This is a genomic window from Rathayibacter sp. AY1F8, assembly GCF_002932165.1.
In the GTDB taxonomy this organism is placed as follows: Bacteria; Actinomycetota; Actinomycetes; order Actinomycetales; family Microbacteriaceae; genus Rathayibacter.
This window is the reverse complement of record NZ_PSVB01000002.1, coordinates 68,266-88,476: the sequence shown is the minus strand read 5'-3', so window position 1 is coordinate 88,476 and position 20,211 is coordinate 68,266. Positions and strand designations below refer to the sequence as shown.

The following is a 20,211-nucleotide window of genomic DNA, read 5'->3' as shown; positions in this document are numbered from 1 at the left end:
GTGTCGTGGTGGACGGACAGCGGCCTCGACGCCGACGGTGCTCTCGACGACTTCGACGGGTACGACGAGTCGGACGCGCGGGTGCGCCCGAACCCGAAGGGCACGAAGCCCCGGACCAAGAACCGACCCGCCTACGAGGACGCAGAGATCGCGATGGTGCTCGGCGTCGACCGGGGTCGCTACACGGTGATGATCGGCGACGGGACGCCCGAGGAGCACGAGTTCACGGCGGCCCGGGCCCGCGAGCTGCGGCGCCAGGCGATCGTGGCCGGCGACCGCGTCGACGTGGTCGGGGACTCCAGCGGCGACGAGGGGACGCTCGCCCGCATCGTCCGCATCCGCGAGCGGTCGACCCTCCTCCGCCGCAGCGCCGACGACACCGACGCGATCGAGCGCGTGATCGTCGCCAACGCCGACCAGATGCTCTGCGTGGTGGCCGCCGCCGACCCCGAGCCCCGGACCCGGCTGGTCGACCGCTACCTGGTCGCCGCCTTCGACGCCGGGATCACTCCGATGCTCTGCATCACCAAGACCGACCTCGCGGACCCGGCCCCGTTCCTCCGCAACTTCGAGGGGCTCGACCTCCGCGTGTTCCTCTCGAGCCAGGACGAGCCGCCGGTCGACGAGATCGCCGACGCCCTCCTCGGCCACGAGACCGTGGTCGTCGGGCACTCCGGAGTCGGCAAGTCCACCCTCGTGAACAAGCTCGTCCCGGACGCGCACCGGGCCATCGGGCGCGTGAACACCGTGACGGGCCGCGGTCGGCACACCTCGTCCTCCACCGTCTCGCTCCGCGTGGAGCGCGGCGACCGGCACGGCTGGGTCATCGACACCCCCGGCGTCCGCTCGTTCGGACTCGGCCACGTGAACACCGACAACATCCTCGGCGCGTTCACGACCCTCGCCGTGATCGCCCGGGACTGCCCGCGCGGCTGCACGCACCTGCCCGACTCCCCCGACTGCGCCATCATCGAGGCGGTCGAGGGCGGACTGCTGGGCGCCAGCGGACCGGAGCGCCTCGACTCGCTCCAGCGCCTCCTGACCACCTTCGCCACGACCGACGGAAGCAGACGATGACCGACCTCTCCCCCCTCCCCGCCGAGGCGCGCCTCGCCGCCGGCGACTCCGCTCCGGAGTTCACGCTGCCGAACCAGGACGGCGAGCCCGTCTCGCTCGCGGACTACCGCGGACGGCGCGTCATCCTGTTCTTCTACCCCGAGGCCGACACCCCCGGCTGCACCACGGAGGCCTGCGACTTCCGCGACAACGCGGCGTCCCTCCGCGACTCCGGCTACGAGGTCCTCGGGATCTCGCGGGACGCCCCGGAGGCGCTGCGCCGCTGGGCCGACGCCCAGGGCATCGCGTACCCGCTGCTGAGCGACCCCGACATGACCGTGCACCGCGCGTACGCGGTGTGGGGCGAGAAGAGCCTCTACGGCAAGACCGTCGTCGGCGTGCTGCGCTCGACGTTCGTCGTCGGAGCCGAGGGAGCGCTCGAGTTCGCGCAGTACGGCGTCCGGGCGACCGGGCACGTGCAGGCGCTCCGCAAGAAGCTGAAGCTCGTCTGACCCCGGGGCGCGCGGTGCAGGTCATTGTGCGCCACCGGCTCTCGGGGTTCCGCTCATCTGCGAGCATCTCTCATGTCGACGTGAGCGGCACCGCCCGGTGCCCCGTCGGGACGAGGGGTGGTCAGGGTGCGCTCGAATGCTCGCAGGACGACGGCCGCAGCGGCGATCGCGGTCGTGGCAGCTGTACTGGCGGGCTGCACGCCACCGGAGCCGGCGCTCACCGCCGCCAGGGTGCTGCAGGCGGTGTCCGTCGCCGTCTCGTCCGACGGGGGTGTCCGTGCGATCGAGGGGACGGCCCTCGCCGTCGGCGACGACCCGTCCGACACCTCGGCGACCACCACCGTCTACGATCCCCCCGAGGTCGCCGCCGACCTGCCGGTCCGTGTCCGGCCCTCGTGGCGCACCGCCGACGCCTCGGGCACCGATCCGGCCGACCTCGCCGGGCGCTCGGGTCGGATCGAGATCTCGCTCGCGGTGGAGAACCTGACGGTCCGGCCCGAGGAGGTCGCGTTCGACGCGGCCGGTCGTGCAGCCCGCCGCAGTGCACTCGTCGGCGCTCCGCTGACGATCGCAGCCTCCGCGGTCCTGCCGGGCGTCTCGCCGAGTCGCGTCGTCACCGAGAGCGAGTCGGGTGCCGTCACCAACGGCGTGCTCAGCCGTGACGAGCACGGAGACGCCGTCGTGCAGTGGGCCGCTCTCCTCGCTCCCCCGGGCGGTGGCGCGACGGCGACGCTGACCCTCGTCGCCGACGTCGCCGACTTCGCCGTCCCCGCCTTCGACCTGGCGGTCCAGCCCGGCCTGAGCACCGACCCGACCACCGAGGGGGCGCTGGGCGCCGCGTTCGACTCCTCCGACGCCTCTCCGCTCGCCCTCGAGCGCCGCACGATCGAGGTCGTCACCGCGGTGGACGACCTGCTGACGCAGGCCGGCACCACCGTCGCCGAGGTGCGGGCCTCGCTCGACGCGACCTCCGAGACTCTCGGTGTCCGCACGGCCGAGGAGCTGCGGGCCGGCGCCGCCTCGACGGCGGCCTCGATGCAGAGCCTCTCCGGGCAGCTCGGCGCGCTCCGGGCGCAGCTGTCGTCGACGGTCTCGGGCACCGAGTCCGGCCTGCTGGCGCAGCTGTCCGAGGCGATCGACGCGGTGGACGCCCTGCTGGGCGACACATCGGCCGCGGTGCCGCCGCCGACGGTCTCGGGCAGCGGATGCGGACTCGCCGTCGACGGCGGCCGCACCGGCTCGATCCACTCGGAGCTGCTACGGCTCACGGCCGAGCTCGACGCGTACGGGACCGCGGCCGAGTCCTGCCGCGACGAGGTCGTCGCGGCTCTCCGTGCTGCCGCGGGGCCGGCACAGCCCTCCGCCGAGACCTGCACGGCACCCTCGATGACATGCTCCCTCGCCGCCTCCGCAGCCGCCGTCGACACCGTGCTGCTCGGGATGCTCGATCGCGGGCAGGACCTCGTCGACTCCCTGCAGCCGGAGCTGATGGACGGCGTGCAGGCCGGGTTCGCCGCCCTCGCGAGCAGGGTGGACGCCGCGTCGGCCTCGGTGGACACCCTGGCCGACCCGGAGGGATCCGTCACCCGGGCGCTCGCCGCCCTGTCGGCGACGCTGGACGAGCTCGACGCGGACACCGCGGGCCTGGAGACGACGGTCGCCTCGGTCGGCGCCGCCGCCACGACCGCCCTGGACGAGCTCGGCACGCCGACCAGCACGGGGTCGCTGTCGGCGCAGAACCAGGAGCTGGCCGATCGGCTCTGCGAGCTGTCGCCGGCGACACAGTCCCCTGCTGCCGCACCCACGCCGACCGGGCGCCCGACGCGCGCACCCGTGGAGGTGACCCGGGGCTCCGTCGAGGAGCTCCGCGCCTACCTGACCGCGACGCCCTGCTCCGGCGCGGGCCGCCTCGACGCTCCCGACGGCTATCCGGCCCCCCTGGCCGACCGGCTGAGCGACCAGGTCCACGCGTGGACCGCCGTCGCCTCCACCGTCGGCAGCACCGGCGCGAGTGCCGACCTCGCCGCCCTGCGCGCCGCGCTCGCCACGATCCGCAGCGGCATGGCCGAGGCCGGCGCGACGGCCGGCTCGGACGACGCACGCCTCACCGGCCTGCTCGCCTCCCTCCGCACCGGCGTCGACGCGCTGACCGCTCAGCGCGACGCCCTCGGCACCCGCATCGACGCTCTCGGCGCCCAGCAGGACGCTCTCGCACCGGCGATCCAGAAGGCGTTCGCCGAGACGGACACGGCCGCCGCCTCCGCGGTCACCGCACTCCTCGACGAGCAGGTGCGGCGGATCTCGACGCGCTCCGGCGCCGACGCCGACGCGGTCGTCGCGATGTTCGACCGGTCGGTCTCGAGCCTACGCACGGCCTCCTCCGGCATCCGCTCCGACGGTGCAGCGACGGTGGACGCCGGGCACCGGGCTCTCCGCACCGCGGAGGCCCGGATCGGCGGGGCCGTCTCCGAGCGGACGCGCGCCTCCCTGGCCGGCATCGCGACGACGATCGACGCCTCGACCCGCGACACCGACGCGGCCGCCGCGCTCCTCGCCGCCGATCTGCACAAGGTGCTCCTGGACCTCGGCGACCGGACGGTCGGCGGCTCCGGCCTGCTCGGATCGATGACCACGAGTGCCGCGAAGGTCGGCACCGCCGACGTGCAGCTCGCCCTCGCCTCGCAGAGCGCACGGGGCTACGCCGCGGTGCGATCCGAGGACGTCTCGGGCATCCTGCTGGCGCAGGCCCAGGAGCGGGCCTCCCTCCGCGCCGGGGATGAGCTTCCCGCGTTCCACCTCGACCTGCCCGAGGGCACGCGGACCCGGACGGTCTACTCCTTCCGGATCGGGGACGAGCGATGACCCGCCTGGGCAGGCGCGCGGCGCAGCACCCCCGCACCGCCCGACGGAGCCCGATGCTGATCGGCGGCGCCGTCGCCCTCCTCGGCGTCAGCGGTGCCCTCGTCTCCCTCCTGCCCCCGCAGTCCGCCCCGATGACGGAGGTCGCCGCTCTCCCGGTCGGCTTCTCGTGCGCCCGGGTGCCCGAGCAGCTGACGCTCGGGGTGATGGTCTCGCTCAGCTCGGCTCCGGGCGAGGGCGCGGAGTGGAAGGACGCGGCGAACGGTGCCGTCGTCGCAGCGCACCGGTCAGCGATGGGCGACTGCGAGATCGGTCTCGTCGCCGTCGACGACCACGGGACGCCCGAGGGTGCCCGCGCCGCCGTCGAGGAGCTGACGGGCCAGGGCGTGTCCGGCCTCGTCCTCGCGACCTACGGCATGCACACCGCTGCGGCCGTGGACGCCGCTCGGGCAGCGGGGACAGCGGCCGTCCTCCCGTACGGAGGCGACCCCGCCCTGCCCGGCGACGGCGTCTGGTCCCTCGGACCCGACACCGCCTCGACCGACGCGGCACTCGTGGAGGAGGCCGGCGGCGGCGCCCGGGTACTCCTCGTCGACACCGGTGGAGGCACCCCGACCGGTCTCTCGCCCGCCGCGACGGTGACCGCCGATCCCGGCGCCACCGCGGACGTGATCATCACCGCCGCCCGCCCGCACCTCGAGGGCGAGCCGGCGGTCGAGCGCGTCGTCGTGTCCGGCCCCGCCGCGGCGCAGGCGACGGCGGTCGCCGCTCTGCAGGCGGCGGGGGCGTCCGTCCCGATCCTGCTCACGCCCGACGCGCTGAGCCCCGCCTTCGCTCCCGCCCTGGCCGCGGCCGGAGGCACCCTCTCGGGAGATCTGACGACGATCGGCACGGATTCCGGCGACGCGGTCGCCCTCCGCGGCGACGAGCGCGGACGCGCGGCCTCCGCGTTCCTGGGGGCCGTGCGGATGACCGCCGACGATGCCGCGCGGGCGACCCTCCTCGGCGACCGTTCGTTCCGCGATCTCGCCGCGGTCGCGGACGCCCCCAGCCACGACGCCGTCGTGGCGCTCGTGCGAGCCGCGGCCGTCGCAGGCAGCAGGGAACCCTCGGCGGTCGCCGCCGCACTCCGGGGATCCACGATCGGACCGACGGACGGGCTCGCCGGTCCGCCGCTCGACTTCGGCGCCGCGCACGCTCTGGACGCCCCGGCACTCCCCCTCCACTCCTCGCCGCAGCGTCTCGGCCTGCGGCCCGCCGACCCGCCGCTGCTCTGGTTCGCCGGACAGCCCCGACCGTGAGCCCCCGGTGCGACTCCTCCTCGACCTCGACGGCACCCGCTCCGACATCGACCTCGGCCGCCACCGCGACTCCGTGACACTCGGCGAGCTGATCGCCACCGCCACCGGGCACCGCCTCCCGCCCGGGACGGCCCTCGCCGTCGACACCGCCCTGCATCCTGTGGAGACCCGGCTGGCCGATCTGCTGCTGCTCGAGGGAACGCGGATCGCCCGCTCCCCCCTGCCCCGACCTGCCGCGGCCCGCGGGTGGACGGCCGTGCTGTCGGGCGGTCTCGGCGCGGGAGCCGTGGTCGAGATCCCGCGGGGCCGTGCGCTGATCGTGGGCCGCTCCCCGCACGCCGACGTCGTCCTCGACACGGCGAGCGCCTCCTGGGAGCACTTCTCGGTGACCCGCGAGGGCGACGGCCTGCGGGTGCGCGACGCCGACAGCACCAACGGCACTCTGGTCGACGGCGTCTCCGCGACGGGGGACGGGGTCCTCGTCTCCGACGCCGCGGTCGTGATCGCCGGTGGGGCGGCTCTCCGACTGCGCCCCGCGCCTCCCGAGCTCCTCGCGCCCGAGCCGGGGAGCACGGACAACGTCACCGCGACGGCGACCGTGCCCTTCAACCGGCCGCCGCGACCGGGACGTCCGGCGGCCGGCGAGGCGGTCGTCCCGCCGGCCCGCCTCGAGATCGCCTCCGCCACGACCTTCAGCGTGATCACCGTCGCCGCGCCGCTCGTCCTCGCCTTCGCGATGGTCCTCATCATGGGCGATGCGCGCTACGCCCTCTTCGCCGCGCTCAGCCCCGTGGCCGGAGTGGGCCTGTGGTTCGAGCAGCGGCACCGGCACGCCCGAGCGACCCGGTCCGAGGAGCAGCGCTACGGCGAGGCGCTGCAGACGCTCCGCGACGACATCGCCCGTTCCGCGCGTGTCGAACGGGCCCGCCTCGAGGAGGACGCGCCCGACCCGGCGACGACGATCCGCCGGGCGGCGCTGCCCGCCACGTCGCTGTGGCAGCGGCGCGCGACCTCCGCCGATGTGCTCCGCCTGCACATCGGCGTCGGCGACGTCCCGTGGTCTCCCCCGCTCGATCAGCGCGGAGTGCCGCGGCTCGAGGAGGAGGTGCGCGCGATCCTCGCGGTGAGCGTCGTCCCGAGCGCGCCGGTGTCCATCGATCTCGCGGACTCGGGCGTCGTCGGGATCGTCGGCGACCGCGAGGGCGGCCTCGCTCTGGCGAGGAGCCTGCTCTGCCAGGCGGCGGTCCACTGCGGTCCGGCCGACCTGGCGATCGGGGTGTTCTGCGACCGGCGACGCGACTCCGACTGGAGCTGGGCCTCCTGGCTCCCCCACACGCGTCTGCCCGGGGGCGGACGCCGACTCTCCGACCGGCGCGACCGCAGCTCCGAGCTCCTCCGCGCCCTCCGCGAGGAGGACTCGCCGCGCGTGCTCCTGGTGCTCGACTCCGACGTGCTGACCGAGGGACGCGCCGCTCCGGCGCGCGAGCTCCTCGGACTCGGCCGCGGCGAGCGCGAGACGGCGATCCGGATCTCCGGCCTCGTGCTCGCGGCGTCGGAGGAGCAGCTCCCCGCCTCCTGCACGGTCGTCGTCCGGGTCGGAGCTGACGCCTCAGCGGTCCTCTCCCGGCCCGACGAGCGGATCACCGTCGAGGACGTGGTGCTCGCCGGTCTCGCCTCCTCCACGGCCGAGCGCTGTGCGCGCGACCTGGCGCGCTTCGAGGACCCGGAGCTCGTCACCGCGGGGGCGGCTCTCCCCGCGCTCGTGCGGCTGCCGCCGCTCCTGGGCGCCGATCGTCCGACCGCCGCGGACGTCCGGGGGTGGTGGTCGAGCGCCCGGGGCGTGCGCGCGCCCGTCGGCTCGTCCGAGCACGGTCCGCTCGTGCTCGATCTCGTCGCCGACGGCCCGCACGGCCTGGTCGGCGGCACCACGGGCTCGGGCAAGAGCGAGTTCCTGCGCTCCTTCGTGGCCGGCCTCGCGGCCTGGAACGATCCGACGCGCCTCACCTTCGTGCTCATCGACTTCAAGGGGGGTGCAGCGTTCGCGTCCTGCGAGCGGCTCCCGCACACGATCGGCACCATCAGCAACCTCGACGCCCAGCTCGCCGACCGCGCGCTGCGCTCGCTCGAGGCCGAGATGCGGCGTCGTCAGCGGCTCTTCGCCGCCGCCGGCGAGGGTGTCGACGACCTCGACGCGTACTGGGCCACCTCGCCGCCGGAGCCGATGCCGCGGCTCCTGCTCGTCGTCGACGAGTTCGCCGTTCTCGCGAAGGAGCATCCCGACGTCCTGACGTCCCTCGTGAGCGTCGCCGCGGTCGGCCGGACGCTCGGCGTGCACATGATCCTCGCCACCCAGCGTCCGGCCGGAGTGGTGAACGACGACATCCTCGCCAACACCAACCTCCGCGTCGCCCTCCGGGTGCAGAGCCGGGACGACTCCGCCGACGTGATCGGAGTCGCGAGCGCGGCCGGGATCTCCCGCTCCCAGACCGGCCGGGCGTATGTGAAGCGTGGCCAGAACGACATCTCGCCCGTCCAGACGGCGCTGGTCACCGGTCGAGCGGAGGCGGCGGCCGTCGAGGCGATCGAGGTCCGCCCGGTCGGACCCACGGGCGTCCCCGTCGAGGGCCCCTCCCCTGTCGCCGCCGACGAGACGGCCCCGACCGATCTCGACCTCCTGATCGACGCGGTGGTCGAGGCGGACGCCGCTTCAGGCTTCGGCCCTCCCCGCCCGATCTGGCCGGAGCCGCTCGAGGACACCGTGGCCCTCAGCGGGTTCGGCGCGGAGGAGTCCGACCTCGGTCGCGTCGTCGGCGACGTCCTGCACGTCGCACTCTCGGACGACCCCGACCGGCAGCGCCAGACGCCGACCGGCTGGGATCTGGGCGAGGGGAACCTGCTCCTCATCGGCATCCCCGGCAGCGGCACCAGCACGGTGCTCGCGTCGATCGCACTGACGGCCGCCCGCCACTTCCCTCCGGACGAGCTCGACCTCTACGTCCTCGATGCCGGTTCCCGCGACTCCGCCCCGCTCGCGCGACTCCCGCACACCGTCTCCTACGCCGGAGCAGGTGGCGGATCCCACGAGAAGCAGACCCGGTTCCTCCGTCACCTGGGCGACGAGGTGCGCCGGCGCCGAGCATCGCCCGGGGGCCACCGGCGTGCGCTGGTGCTCATCGACGGACTCGCGACTCTGAAGGACGAGTTCCAGGACTGGGAGGGCCTGGCTCTGATGGAGGCGTTCACCCGCGCCTACGCCGACGGACCGGAGCTCGGCCTGCACTTCGCGGTGACGAGCACCCGGGCGAGGGCGATCCCCTCGGTGATGGAGGAGGTCACGACGCAGAAGTGGCTGTTCCGCCTCGCCGACCCGCAGGACTACGCCGCCGCCGGGGTGAAGCCGGTGCAGGCGCCGGCAGCGGTGCCGGGGCGCTGCGTTCTCACCTCGTCGCTCCTGCAGACGCAGGTCGCGACTCCGAGGGCCGGTCTCGACGACGCGATCGCCGAGCTCGCGGCCGCCTGGCCGGATGCGCGCGGCAGGACGAGCACGGTCGGCACGCTTCCCGACAGGGTCGCCGTGAGCGCGCTCAGGATCGAGGCCCGCTTCGATCGCGAGCCGTGGCTGCTCCCGATCGGCCTCGGCGAGTCGGACCTCGCCCCGCTGGCGTTCCAGGTCTTCGAGGGCGAGCACGTCGTCATCGCCGGACCCGCCCGATCGGGCAAGTCGACCGTGCTGCTCGCCCTGGCCGAGGCGGCGCGGGCCGCCGGCTCGGTCGCCGTCTGGGGAGTGTGCGATCGACGCTCCCCGCTGAGGGGCGCGGACCTCGACCGACTCGCCGTGGGCGCGGAGGAGCTCCGCACCCTCCTCGCGTCGCTGTCGACGGAGGAGGGCCCCGTGCTGCTCCTCCTCGACGACGCCGAGCGCTGGGACGACACCGACCAGGCGCTGATGAGGCTGGTCTCGTCGGGTCGCCCGGGACTCTGCGTCGTGCTGGCCGGCCGGTCGAGCGAGCTCCGCAGCCATTTCGGGAACTGGACGAAGAAGGCGGCGGCCTCCCGCTCCGTGCTGCTGCTCCAGCCCGACATCGACAACGACGGCACTCTCCTCGGCGCGCAGATCCCGCGGCGCTTCCCCGTCCCGCCCACGGTGGGCCGGGGCTTCGTCAGCCTCGACGGCGAGATCCACTTCGTGCAGTCGGTCTCGCCGACGCCGGCGGACGGCGGCTGATCAGCGCCCTCGGGCGGGTGATCGCGCCTCCGCCACCAAGTCGATCGGCGCGTCCTCCTCGAGAGCGCTCCGATCACTCCGAGACGCACCGATGGAGGTGCGCGGAGGAAGGAGCGCGGAGACGACGAGCACGTCCCGCCCCCGCTCGCCGGAGCACGCAGGGGCGAGACGGCCGGTCAGCTCCCTCCGCCGGCGGCGAAGATGTTCTGCGAGATCGTCGCCAGCTGGCTGCGCAGCTCCTCGAGCTCCTGCTTGGCCTTCTCGAGGGCCGACTTCGTCTCCGGCCAGGTCGACGAGCGGAACTGCGAGGCCAGCGGACCATCCCAGACGTTCGGATCGGACAGTGTCCGCCCCTGTGCGTCGAGCCGGCTGATCTGATCGGCGAGGCCGCCGTTGACGATCGACTGGATCTGCTGGATCGCGGACTTCGCCTCGTCGGTCGAGAGAACACGTGACATGGATCACACCTTTCTACCCCTGCGGACGGGACCGTCCCGACCGCTCCCCACTCCACCAACGTTTCATGAGGATGTCTCGTCATGGTAGAAGGCAAGACAGCACAGACGGCTCGCGTGGCGTCGACGGCTCGACACTGGCGCGGGAGGTCGACTCACTCGCGAGTGGTGATCGCGAAGGGACTGCTCGAGAGGTCCGAGAACGCGCCCACTCGGGCGCGCAGCTCGCAGGACGGAGTCACCGTGAGGGCGGTCACCGTCAGCCCGTCGGACGACACGGCGACCGCGCCGCTGCAGCCGTCGCTGAAGCGAACGCCCTCCACTCCGCCCGCGATCGCCTCGAGCATGCTGCTCGCCGGCGCGGACGACGGCGTCGCGAGCAGGGGGTTCACGGGGTCGGCCCCGCTCGGCCAGACCGGCACCAGCGTCACCGGCAGCGGGGTCCGGCCGACCGTCCGCGCGGGAGTCTCGATCCGCACATCCCGCAGCCGCTGCACGGGATACGCCGTCCCGGTGACCGCAGGGTCGGCCACGGCCTGTGCCGTCGCAGACGCTGCCGCCGCCAGCCACCCGTCCAGGGCGCTCTGCTCGGCCACCGCGATCGGCACGGTCGCCGTGACGTCGACGATCCCCTGCGCCGGGACGTGCAGGTCCGTCAGGCTCCAACCGCAGCCGACCCCGACTCCGGTGACGCTCGGCCGGTTGCGCACCGCCGTCACTCCGGACCAGCTGGCCGCGGGGCACGCCGCCGCGGCGTCCGGGCCCGGCAGCACCTCGAGGAAGGACCCCGAGAGGGGCGCGCTCTGGGCGGAGTAGGAGATCTCGACGACCACGGCCCGTCGCTCCGCGTCCCAGGTGGCCGATCGCGTCACTCCGAGGCCCGTCGGCAGCGGCCGGTCCTGCTGCCGGGCCGACAGGTCGGCATCCGGCGCCGAGGCCCGTGCTCCGCCGCCGCGCGGCTGGACGGCGAGGAGCACCGCCCCGATGAGCAGGACGCCGGCGCCGAGGGCGGCGAGGATCATCCGCAGACGTCCGCCGCGCCCCCGCCGAGCTGGAGCCTCGAACGGCCGTTCCGCCAGGCGCAGCTCGCGGCGCGGCACCGGGCGGAGCACGGTCGCCTGCGACGACGGGCCGAGCTCGGGAGCGGGCCCCTCCTCCACCGGCTCCGACGACATCTCCACCGCCATCCCGCGGAGGACCGTGCCCGGGCGCTCGGCCTCCTCGAACTCCGCCGCGCTCGCCGCGAGCGGCAGCGCCGGCAGCCCGGCCAGCGCCGGGGAGAGGCGTCGCAGGATCCCCGCCGCCTCCGCAGCCGTCGGCCGCGACGCCGGATCCTTCGCGAGCATCCGGTCCAGGAGCGACGCGAGCCGCGGCGGCAGATCCAGCGGCGGCGGGAGCATCGCGACGTGCCGGTAGGCGACCGCGACGTCGGCGCCGGGGCCCGCGAAGGGGGTCCGGCCGCACAGCAGCTCGTAGAGCAGGATCCCCGTCGAGTAGACGTCGCTCGGCGGGCCGGCCGCTCCGGTGGCGAGCATCTCGGGCGAGAGGTACTCCGGCGTCCCGATGACACCCGTCGTCGCGCGCGGCCCCTCGGCGACCACGTGAGCGATGCCGAAGTCGGAGACGCGGACGGCGGAGCTCGCATCGTCCGCACCCTCCGCGAGCAGGACGTTGTCGGGCTTCACGTCCCGGTGGACCGTGCCGATCGCATGCGCGGCGGCGAGAGCGTCGAGGATCGAGGCCGCCACGGGCAGCGCATCGACCGCCGGGAGGGTGCCCTCGTCCCGCAGCGATCCGCCGCCGACGAGCTCCATCACGATCCCGAGCGTCTCCCCCTCCACGACGAGGTCGAGCACCTCCACGACGTGCGGGTGCCGCAGACGGGTGAGCACCGACCTCTCACGGACGAACCGCTCGACCAGGCCCGCGTCGTGCACGTGCTCACCGCGGAGGAGCTTCGCCGCGCGGTCCGGCCCCTGCGCGTCGGCGACGCGCCACACCTCGCCCGCGGCACCCGAGCCGATCCGCTCGAGCAGGCGGTAGCGCGCCCCTAACGGATCCCCGGCACTCCTCGCCATGCCGCCTCCCGCTCCGAGCTTCCGTCATCTTCGAGAGGAAGCGTAGCGGAGACCGCTCGGGCGGATCAGCGGTGGCGCATCGGCCGGATCAGAACCCCTCGTTGGCGCGCGGTGCGTAGTCGGCGCCCAGCGCCTCCAGCTCGTCGGCGGTCAGCTCCACGTCCAGCGACGCGACCGCGTCGTCGAGGTGGTGGAGCTTCGTGGCTCCGACGATCGGAGCGGTGACCGCCTCCTGCTGCCGGACCCAGGCGAGCGCCACCTGCGCACGGGGCACGCCGCGCTGCTCGGCGATGCGTGCGACGGTCGCGACGGTCCGCCGGTCGGCCTCCTCTTGCTGGCGGTAGAGGGTGCCGCCGAAGACGTCGGTCTCGGTGCGCGCCGTGGTCTCGTCCCAGTCGCGGGTGAGCCGGCCCCGGGCGAGCGGCGACCACGGGATCACGCCGACTCCCTGGTCGACGCAGAAGGGGTGCAGCTCGCGCTCGTCCTCGCGCTGGATCAGGTTGTACTGGTCCTGCATCGAGACGAACCGCGTCCAGCCGCCCAGATCCGCGGTGTACTGCGCCTTCGCGAACTGCCACGCCCACATGCTCGACGCGCCGATGTAGCGCGCCCTGCCCGAGCGGACGACGTCGTGGAGCGTCTCCATCGTCTCCTCGATCGGCGTCTCGGGGTCCCAGCGGTGGATCTGGTAGAGGTCGACGTAGTCCGTGCCGAGACGCCGGAGGCTGTCGTCGATCGCGCTGAGGATGTGCCGCCGCGAGAGGCCGCCGCCGTTGGGGCCGGGGCGCATCCGCCCGTGGACCTTCGTGGCGATCACGACCTCCTCGCGGACCGCGAAGTCCGCGAGCGCCCGGCCGACGAACTCCTCGCTCGTGCCGTCGGAGTAGACGTCCGCCGTGTCGAACGTGGTGACGCCGAGCTCCAGCGCCCGCCGGAGGAAGGTCCGCGACTCCTCCTCGCCCATGCTCCAGCCGTGGGCACCGCGGTCGGGAGCGCCGAAGCTCATGCAGCCGAGGACGATCGAGGAGATCTGCAGGCCGCTGGAGCCGAGTCGGGTGGAGTCCATGCGCGTCGCTTCCGTGTCGAGGAGGGGGTCCCTCCAGCGTCGCACCCGCGAGCGGCGGCGCGCCAGCCGTCCGGCTACACGGCCGGATCGCGACGAGTGGCGGCGACCACGCTCGGGAGGAACAGCGCGACGACGGCCACCGCGGCCGGCGCCAGCAGCGCCCAGCCGATGTCGGGCACGGCGTACTGGCCCTGGAAGGCGCCGAGCGCCACGGCCATCATCACCAGCTGGATCGTCAGCGCCGACGCGCGCATCCAGCCTCGCCGTCGCACGGCGCCGAGCGTCGTCGCGGCGGCCCAGCACACGGCGATCAGCGCGAGGACGACGATGGCGATCCCTCCGCCGACCGTGTCGGCCCGGGTCGTCAGCAGCTCGAGCACGAGCCACGCCGCGACCCCGGCGACGGCGAGCGTCTCGAGGGCCAGGACCGCGATCAGCACCACCAGACCGAGCGGCCGGGAGGCGGTCGGGCGGGGTCCGCGGGACCCGTTCGCGTCAGCGGTCACAGGCACATCCCATCCAGGACTCTTGATTCGGGCTCATCCCCGTGACAGGCTAGTCCAGTTCGTTTCACCGCTCACAGGGTCGTGGGTTTCCGCCGATGTGAACATCCGATCCCGCCGCGCCGTCAGGCAAGGGGGCGAGCCGGATGACCAGCACTGGAGCCGGGTGGCCGACGCAGTGCTCACGCATCGCGTCGAGTGCACCGGCAAGAACCGAGCGTTCTCCCGTCCACCACCCCGATCCACCCCGCGCTCCAGCACGGGGTCTCGTGGCGTGCGCCGGTGAGGGCGCGGAGGTCGAGTACTGGTCGGGATCGTCGGCGTGGATCGATCATCCCACCCGAACACTGCGTGGTTCCTCCACGCACGCCTTCACACAAGGAGCACCCGCATGGACTGGCGCGACAAGGCCGCTTGCCTCACCGCAGACCCCGAGCTTTTCTTCCCGGTCGGCAACACCGGCCCGGCCGTGGACCAGATCGAGAAGGCGAAGTCGGTGTGCGCACGCTGCACCGTCACCGAGGTCTGCCTCCAGTACGCCCTCGAGACCGGCCAGGACTCGGGCGTGTGGGGCGGCCTCAGCGAGGACGAGCGTCGCGCCCTGAAGCGCCGCGCCGCCCGCGCACGCCGCGCCTCCTAGGCGCACGAGCCGCTCGGCGGCACGAACGATCCCGACCCCCGTCGCCTCTCGGCAGCGGGGGTCGCGTCGTCTCCGGGCTCAGGAGCGGGCGCGCTCCAGCCACCGCAGCGGCACCTCGATGGTGACCTCGGTGCCGCGCCCGACCAGCGTGTGCCAGTCGATGGTGCCGCCGAGCTCGCCCTGGATGAGCGTGCGCACGATCTGCGTGCCCAGGCCCGATCCGACCTTGCCCTCCGGCAGCCCGACGCCCGTGTCGCGCACCTTCACCGTGAGCTCGTCGTCGCTGCGCGAGGCGACGATCTCCACGTCGCCCTCCCGTCCGGCCAGGCCGTGCTCGACGGCGTTGGTGACCAGCTCGGTCAGGGCGAGCGCGAGCGGAGTCGCGTACTCGCTGGGCAGGTTGCCGAAGCTCCCCGTCAGCTTCGGGTGCACCGTGGTGTTGTGGGTCGAGGCGACCTCGGCGATCAGCAGCAGCACCCGGTCGAAGACCGCGTCGAAGTCGACGTTCTGGTTCAGCCCCTCCGAGAGCGTGTCGTGCACGACCGCGATGGCGGCGACGCGGCGCATCGCCTGCGTGAGCGCCTCCCGGGCGAGGTCGGAGTGGGTGCGCCTGGCCTGGATCCGCAGCAGCGAGGCCACGGTCTGCAGGTTGTTCTTCACGCGGTGGTGGATCTCGCGGATCGTCGCGTCCTTGGTGATGAGCTCCCGCTCCTGGTGGCGCAGCTCCGTCACGTCGCGGCACAGGACGACGGCGCCGACCCGCTCGCCGCGGTCGCGGATCGGGATCGCGCGCAGCGACACCGTCACTCCGCGGGCCTCGATGTCGGTGCGCCACGGCGCCCGGCCGGTCACGACCAGCGGGAGCGACTCGTCGATGACGACCTTCCCCGCGATCAGCTTCGTGGTGACCTCGGCGAGCGACTCCCCCTCGAGCTCGTCGGCGAAGCCGATGCGGTTGAACGCCGAGAGGGCGTTGGGGCTCGCGAACGTGGTGACGCCGTCGACGTCCAGGCGGATCAGTCCGTCGGACGCGCGCGGCGCCCCGCGACGAGGACCGGTCGGCGCGCCCAGGTCCGGGAAGTCGCCCGAGGCGATCATCGAGAAGAGGTCGTTCGCGCAGTCGTTGAACGTCAGCTCCTGCCGGCTCGGCGTGCGCGTCTCGCTGAGGTTGGTGTGGCGCGTGACGACCGCGATGGGGCGGTCCGTCGTGCCGCCGTCGGAGGCCCCCAGGCGGCGCAGGACGGGCACCGCGCGCACGCGGGTGGGCGTCTCCTCGAACCAGTCCGGGGCGGAGGTGTCGACGATCCGCGCGGTCTCGAACGCCTCGACGACCTGGGCGCGCCACTCCGACTTGATCCTCTGCCCGACGAAGTCGCGGTAGAAGAGCGTCGCCGCGCTGCTGGGGCGCGCGTGGGCGACGGCGACGAAGCTGTCGTCGGCCGTGGGCACCCAGAGCACGATGTCGGCGAAGGCCAGGTCGGCGAGCAGCTGCAGGTCGCCGACGAGCAGGTGCAGCCATTCGACGTCCGCTTCGTCGGATCGGCCGTGGGAGAGGACGAGGTCACTGAGGGTCGACACCCGACAAGCCTAGGGCGCGGCCGGGCGGTGCACGCCGGGCTCGCTGTCCACAGCTCGGGACGGCCGACGATTATCCACAGTCTGCGCCTCTGCACTCCATGAGCATCCCTCGACTGCTTCGATGAGGTCGTCCTCGCGTGCCGACCCAGCGCGCCCCGCCCGTCGAGCAGAGAGGTGACCCGGACCCGTGAACAGCTCGTCCTGCCCCAGGAGATCGCCGCATGAGCCTTCCCCTCCACGCCTTCGACTACCGCACCCTCCCCCTCGACCCCGAGGCGGCCGTGGAGCGGCTCACCATCGCGGAGTTCTTCGCCCCGCAGCCTGCGACCCGCGCGGAGCTGCCCGACCCGGAGCCCCTGCTCGCCCGGCTCACGCACCTCGTGATCGAGATCCTGGAGGGCTCGCGCGAGATCGACCAGATCGCGCGGTGGCTGAGCGACGAGGTCTACCACCACCTGCAGAAGCGGGTCGTGCTCGCGGCCCGCGCCCGCAGCCTGCGGAAGCGGACGGCGCAGCGCGTCCCGTTCACGGTCGGACGGGTGATCGTCACGGAGCCGCGGGACGGCGTCGTCGAGGGAGTGGTCCTGGTGCATCACCGCGCACGGAGCCGGGCCGTCGCGATCCGGCTCGAGGGCACGGACGCGCGCTGGCGTGCCACCGCGATCAACGTGCTGTGAGGAGCGGGTCAGCGCTCCCGGGCGGCCGCACCGGCCGGGAGCACGATCTCCACTCCCCTGTCGCGCAGGGCCTCCTCGAGCTCCGGGGGCGGCGGGGCGGCGGTGACGAGATGATCCGCGCGACCGAGCTCCGCGACCTCCTCGGGGACGGCTTCACCGCCGCGGACTACGACCGCGTCGGCGGACTCCCTCCCCAGCCCGGCTCACAAGCGGTATGCGCAGCGGTGGAGTCGACGCTCGAGGCCTGCTGCGTCCCCGGGCTCGTCCTCGAGACGGACCGGCCGACGACGATCGGCCTCGGCGACACCTTCGCCGGCGGCTTCGTCTCGGCCCTCGCGCGCGGCGAGTCCTGACGGCGGGCGAGGCGGGGTCCGAGCCTCCGCAGGAACGCCGACGGCCCCGGACACCCGCTGCTGCGGGACCGGGGCCGTCGGCGTCGTCCGGGGAGGACTCAGCGGCGCTTGGACTGCGCGCGTCGCTCCTCGCGGTTGGCGGGGGCGTCCGAGCCGCCCGGCTTCTGGCCGAAGGCGCCGGTCGTCGGAGTCTCCTCCGCCTCGCCCTCGGGGAGCGCCTTGCGGGCCTCCTCGGCGCGGGCCTTCGCGGTGGCCGCCTGCTGCACCTGTCCGCGCTGGTCGCGGACCTCGACGCCGCCGGTGTCGCTCGGAGCCGAGTAGCTGAGCTTCTCGGCCGGAGCGACCGGCTGAGCGAGGCCCTTGGCCGCGACTCCGGCGACCTCGCCCTGCTTCTGGGTCACCTCGACCTCGAGGTTGAAGAGGAAGCCGACGGTCTCCTCGCGGATCTGCCCCATCATCTGCTGGAACAGGGCGAAGCCCTCGCGCTGGTACTCGACCAGCGGATCGCGCTGGGCCATCGCGCGCAGGCCGATGCCGTCCTTGAGGTAGTCCATCTCGTAGAGGTGGTCGCGCCAGCGGCGGTCGATCACCGAGAGCACGACACGGCGCTCGAGCTCGCGCATGGCGGGAGAGCCCAGCTGCTCCTCGCGGCGCTGGTAGGCGAGCTGCGCGTCCGAGAGGATCTCGCGGCGCATGAACTCCTTGTTGATGCGACCGCGGCTGCCCGCCTCCTGCACCACCTCGTCGATGGTGAGGCTGATCGGGTACAGCGTCTTCAGCTCGGTCCAGAGGGCGTCGAAGTCCCAGTCGTCGCCGTTACCGTCGCCGGTGTGCACCTCGAGGATCTCGTCGATCACGTCGACGAGGAACTTCTGGGTGCGCTCGTGCAGGTCGTCGCCCTCGAGGATGTGGCGGCGGTCCGAGTAGATCGCCTCGCGCTGGCGGTTGAGGACGTCGTCGTACTTGAGGACGTTCTTGCGGATCTCGGCGTTGCGGGCCTCGACCTGCGACTGGGCGCTGCGGATGGCGCGCGAGACGACCTTCGACTCGATGGCGATGTCGTCCGGGACGTTGCCGCGGCCCATGAGCGCCTCGGCGGCGCCGGAGTTGAACAGGCGCATGAGGTCGTCGGTGAGCGAGAGGTAGAAGCGGCTCTCCCCCGGGTCGCCCTGGCGCCCCGAGCGTCCGCGGAGCTGGTTGTCGATGCGGCGCGACTCGTGGCGCTCGGTGCCGAGCACGTAGAGGCCGCCGGCGGCCTGGACCTTCTCGGCCTCCTCGCCCACCTTCTCCTTGACGGCGGCGAAGACCTCGTCCCACGCGGCCTCGTACTCCTCCGGAGTCTCGGAGGGGTTCAGGCCCTTGGCCGTCATCTCGGAGACCGCGAGGAACTCGGCGTTGCCGCCGAGCATGATGTCGGTGCCTCGACCGGCCATGTTGGTCGCGACGGTGACGGCGCCGAGGCGGCCGGCCTGGGCGACGATGGCCGCCTCCCGCGCGTGGTTCTTGGCGTTCAGGACCTCGTGGCGCACGCCCTTCTTGGCGAGCAGGCGCGAGAGGTACTCGCTCTTCTCGACGCTGGTCGTGCCGACGAGGACCGGCTGCCCGGCCGCGTGGCGCTCCGCGATGTCCTCGACGACCTGGGCGAACTTGACCTGCTCGTTCTTGTAGACGAGGTCGGCGTTGTCGATCCGCTGCATCTTGCGGTTCGTCGGGATCGGGACGACGCCGAGCTTGTAGGTCGACATGAACTCGGCGGCCTCGGTCTCGGCCGTTCCGGTCATGCCGGAGAGCTTCGCGTAGAGGCGGAAGTAGTTCTGGAGCGTGACGGTGGCCAGTGTCTGGTTCTCGGCCTTGACCTGCACGCCCTCCTTCGCCTCGATGGCCTGGTGGATGCCCTCGTTGTAGCGGCGTCCGGCCAGAATGCGGCCGGTGTGCTCGTCGACGATCAGGACCTCGCCGTTAAGCACGACGTAGTCCTTGTCCTTCTTGAACAGCGCGCGCGCCTTGATGGCGTTGTTGAGGAACGAGATCAGCGGGGTGTTCGCCGACTCGTAGAGGTTGTCGATGCCGAGGTAGTCCTCGACCTTCTCGATGCCGGGCTCGAGGACGCCGACGGTGCGCTTCTTCTCGTCGACCTCGAAGTCCTCGCCCTCGTCGAGGCGCTTGGCGAGGTTGGCGAACTCCGCGAACCAGCGGTTCGCCTCGCCCGACGCCGGTCCGGAGATGATCAGCGGGGTGCGGGCCTCGTCGATGAGGATCGAGTCGACCTCGTCGACGATGGCGTAGAAGTGGCCGCGCTGGACCATGTCCTGCGCCTGCCACGCCATGTTGTCGCGGAGGTAGTCGAAGCCGAACTCGTTGTTCGTGCCGTAGGTGATGTCGGCCGAGTACTGCTCGCGGCGCTGCTCCGGGGTCTGGCCCGAGAGGATCACTCCGGTCGTCATGCCGAGGGCGCGGAACACGCGCCCCATCAGCTCGGACTGGTACGACGCGAGGAAGTCGTTGACCGTGACGATGTGCACGCCGCGGCTGGCGATCGCGTTGAGGTAGGCCGGGAGGGTCGCGACGAGCGTCTTGCCCTCTCCGGTCTTCATCTCGGCGATGTTGCCCAGGTGCAGGGCGGCGCCGCCCATGAGCTGCACGTCGAAGTGGCGGAGGCCGAGCGTCCGGCGCGAGGCCTCGCGGACGGCGGCGAACGCCTCCGGCAGCAGGTCGTCGAGGGACTCGCCGTTCGAGTAGCGCTCGCGCAGCTCGACGGTCTCGTTCTTCAGCTCCTCGTCGCTGAGGTGCGTGAAGTCCTCTTCGAGGGCGTTGACGGCCTTCGCGTAGTTCTCGAGGCGGCGGATGACCCGCCCCTCCCCGACGCGAAGGACCTTTTCGAGGACAGAGGCCACGGGGTACTCCAAAA

14 protein-coding genes are annotated in these 20,211 nt (G+C 73.2%); 8 read left to right on the top strand and 6 right to left on the bottom strand.

All coding sequences use genetic code 11. The features are described 5' to 3' along the window. From rsgA to C5C35_RS02005, 5 genes are all read left to right on the top strand, one after another. Complete coding sequence (gene rsgA / locus C5C35_RS02025) at window positions 1-1,077, top strand: ribosome small subunit-dependent GTPase A (protein ID WP_104224119.1); 1,077 nt, start codon at window positions 1-3, stop codon at window positions 1,075-1,077. After that, window positions 1,074-1,568: a thioredoxin-dependent thiol peroxidase gene (bcp, locus tag C5C35_RS02020; RefSeq protein WP_104232788.1), complete on the top strand. Its 495-nt coding sequence runs from the start codon at window positions 1,074-1,076 to the stop codon at window positions 1,566-1,568. The genes rsgA and bcp overlap by 4 nt, the downstream gene beginning before the upstream one ends. A gap of 174 nt (window positions 1,569-1,742) precedes the next feature. Next, window positions 1,743-4,430, top strand: a complete 2,688-nt coding sequence (locus tag C5C35_RS02015; RefSeq protein WP_146084553.1) for a hypothetical protein — start codon at window positions 1,743-1,745, stop codon at window positions 4,428-4,430. Next, on the top strand, window positions 4,427-5,728 hold the full coding sequence (locus tag C5C35_RS02010; protein ID WP_146084552.1) for a hypothetical protein: 1,302 nt from the start codon (window positions 4,427-4,429) through the stop codon (window positions 5,726-5,728). Before C5C35_RS02015 ends, C5C35_RS02010 begins: the two co-directional genes overlap by 4 nt. A 7-nt stretch (window positions 5,729-5,735) precedes the next feature. Beyond that, entirely contained in the window at window positions 5,736-9,953 is a 4,218-nt protein-coding gene (locus C5C35_RS02005) for an FtsK/SpoIIIE domain-containing protein (RefSeq protein WP_104262447.1), read from the top strand. Window positions 9,954-10,129: 176 nt separating this feature from the next. Here C5C35_RS02005 and C5C35_RS02000 read toward each other — a convergent pair whose 3' ends face one another. The 4 genes from C5C35_RS02000 to C5C35_RS01985 all read right to left on the bottom strand — a co-directional run bounded on the left by C5C35_RS02000 (window position 10,130) and on the right by C5C35_RS01985 (window position 14,058). Next, window positions 10,130-10,411, bottom strand: coding sequence for a pyrophosphorylase (locus tag C5C35_RS02000; RefSeq protein WP_104224124.1), 282 nt, complete (start codon window positions 10,409-10,411; stop codon window positions 10,130-10,132). 152 nt (window positions 10,412-10,563) lie between these two features. After that, window positions 10,564-12,486: a serine/threonine-protein kinase gene (locus C5C35_RS17360; protein ID WP_104262446.1), complete on the bottom strand. Its 1,923-nt coding sequence runs from the start codon at window positions 12,484-12,486 to the stop codon at window positions 10,564-10,566. An 88-nt stretch (window positions 12,487-12,574) separates the two neighbouring features. Continuing rightward, window positions 12,575-13,552, bottom strand: coding sequence for an aldo/keto reductase (locus C5C35_RS01990; protein WP_104257096.1), 978 nt, complete (start codon window positions 13,550-13,552; stop codon window positions 12,575-12,577). 74 nt (window positions 13,553-13,626) lie between these two features. Next, entirely contained in the window at window positions 13,627-14,058 is a 432-nt protein-coding gene (locus tag C5C35_RS01985; protein ID WP_104246659.1) for a hypothetical protein, read from the bottom strand. A gap of 388 nt (window positions 14,059-14,446) precedes the next feature. Here C5C35_RS01985 and C5C35_RS01980 point away from each other — a divergent pair, with 388 nt between their 5' ends. Continuing rightward, a complete protein-coding gene (locus C5C35_RS01980) occupies window positions 14,447-14,695 on the top strand; it encodes a WhiB family transcriptional regulator (RefSeq protein ID WP_055788231.1) in 249 nt (82 codons plus the stop codon). 78 nt (window positions 14,696-14,773) lie between these two features. Here C5C35_RS01980 and C5C35_RS01975 read toward each other — a convergent pair whose 3' ends face one another. Further along, the gene (locus tag C5C35_RS01975; RefSeq protein ID WP_104224128.1) at window positions 14,774-16,273 is read right to left on the bottom strand and encodes a sensor histidine kinase; all 1,500 of its coding nucleotides are present in this window, start codon (window positions 16,271-16,273) and stop codon (window positions 14,774-14,776) included. 221 nt (window positions 16,274-16,494) lie between these two features. On the opposite strand from C5C35_RS01975, the gene C5C35_RS01970 reads away from it, so the two are divergent. Both C5C35_RS01970 and C5C35_RS01965 read left to right on the top strand, forming a co-directional pair. Further along, the gene (locus C5C35_RS01970) at window positions 16,495-16,950 is read left to right on the top strand and encodes an Rv3235 family protein (protein ID WP_219812134.1); all 456 of its coding nucleotides are present in this window, start codon (window positions 16,495-16,497) and stop codon (window positions 16,948-16,950) included. Between the two features lie 110 nt (window positions 16,951-17,060). Further along, window positions 17,061-17,303 (top strand): carbohydrate kinase family protein, encoded by a 243-nt coding sequence (locus C5C35_RS01965; RefSeq protein WP_146079407.1) that lies wholly within the window; start codon window positions 17,061-17,063, stop codon window positions 17,301-17,303. 98 nt (window positions 17,304-17,401) lie between these two features. On the opposite strand, the gene secA is transcribed toward C5C35_RS01965, so the two are convergent. After that, a complete protein-coding gene (secA, locus tag C5C35_RS01960; RefSeq protein ID WP_104225488.1) occupies window positions 17,402-20,197 on the bottom strand; it encodes a preprotein translocase subunit SecA in 2,796 nt (931 codons plus the stop codon). Window positions 20,198-20,211: the final 14 nt, after the last annotated feature.

Excerpts from the sequence above, each read along its gene's own strand:
- bcp (WP_104232788.1), top strand. The coding sequence starts at position 1,074 with ATGACCGACCTCTCCCCCCTCCCCGCCGAGGCGCGCCTCGCCGCCGGC.
- C5C35_RS02010 (WP_146084552.1), top strand. The coding sequence starts at position 4,427 with ATGACCCGCCTGGGCAGGCGCGCGGCGCAGCACCCCCGCACCGCCCGA.
- C5C35_RS02000 (WP_104224124.1), bottom strand. The coding sequence starts at position 10,411 with ATGTCACGTGTTCTCTCGACCGACGAGGCGAAGTCCGCGATCCAGCAG.
- C5C35_RS17360 (WP_104262446.1), bottom strand. The coding sequence starts at position 12,486 with ATGGCGAGGAGTGCCGGGGATCCGTTAGGGGCGCGCTACCGCCTGCTC.
- C5C35_RS01990 (WP_104257096.1), bottom strand. The coding sequence starts at position 13,552 with ATGGACTCCACCCGACTCGGCTCCAGCGGCCTGCAGATCTCCTCGATC.
- C5C35_RS01980 (WP_055788231.1), top strand. The coding sequence starts at position 14,447 with ATGGACTGGCGCGACAAGGCCGCTTGCCTCACCGCAGACCCCGAGCTT.
- C5C35_RS01970 (WP_219812134.1), top strand. The coding sequence starts at position 16,495 with ATGAGCCTTCCCCTCCACGCCTTCGACTACCGCACCCTCCCCCTCGAC.
- C5C35_RS01965 (WP_146079407.1), top strand. The coding sequence starts at position 17,061 with ATGATCCGCGCGACCGAGCTCCGCGACCTCCTCGGGGACGGCTTCACC.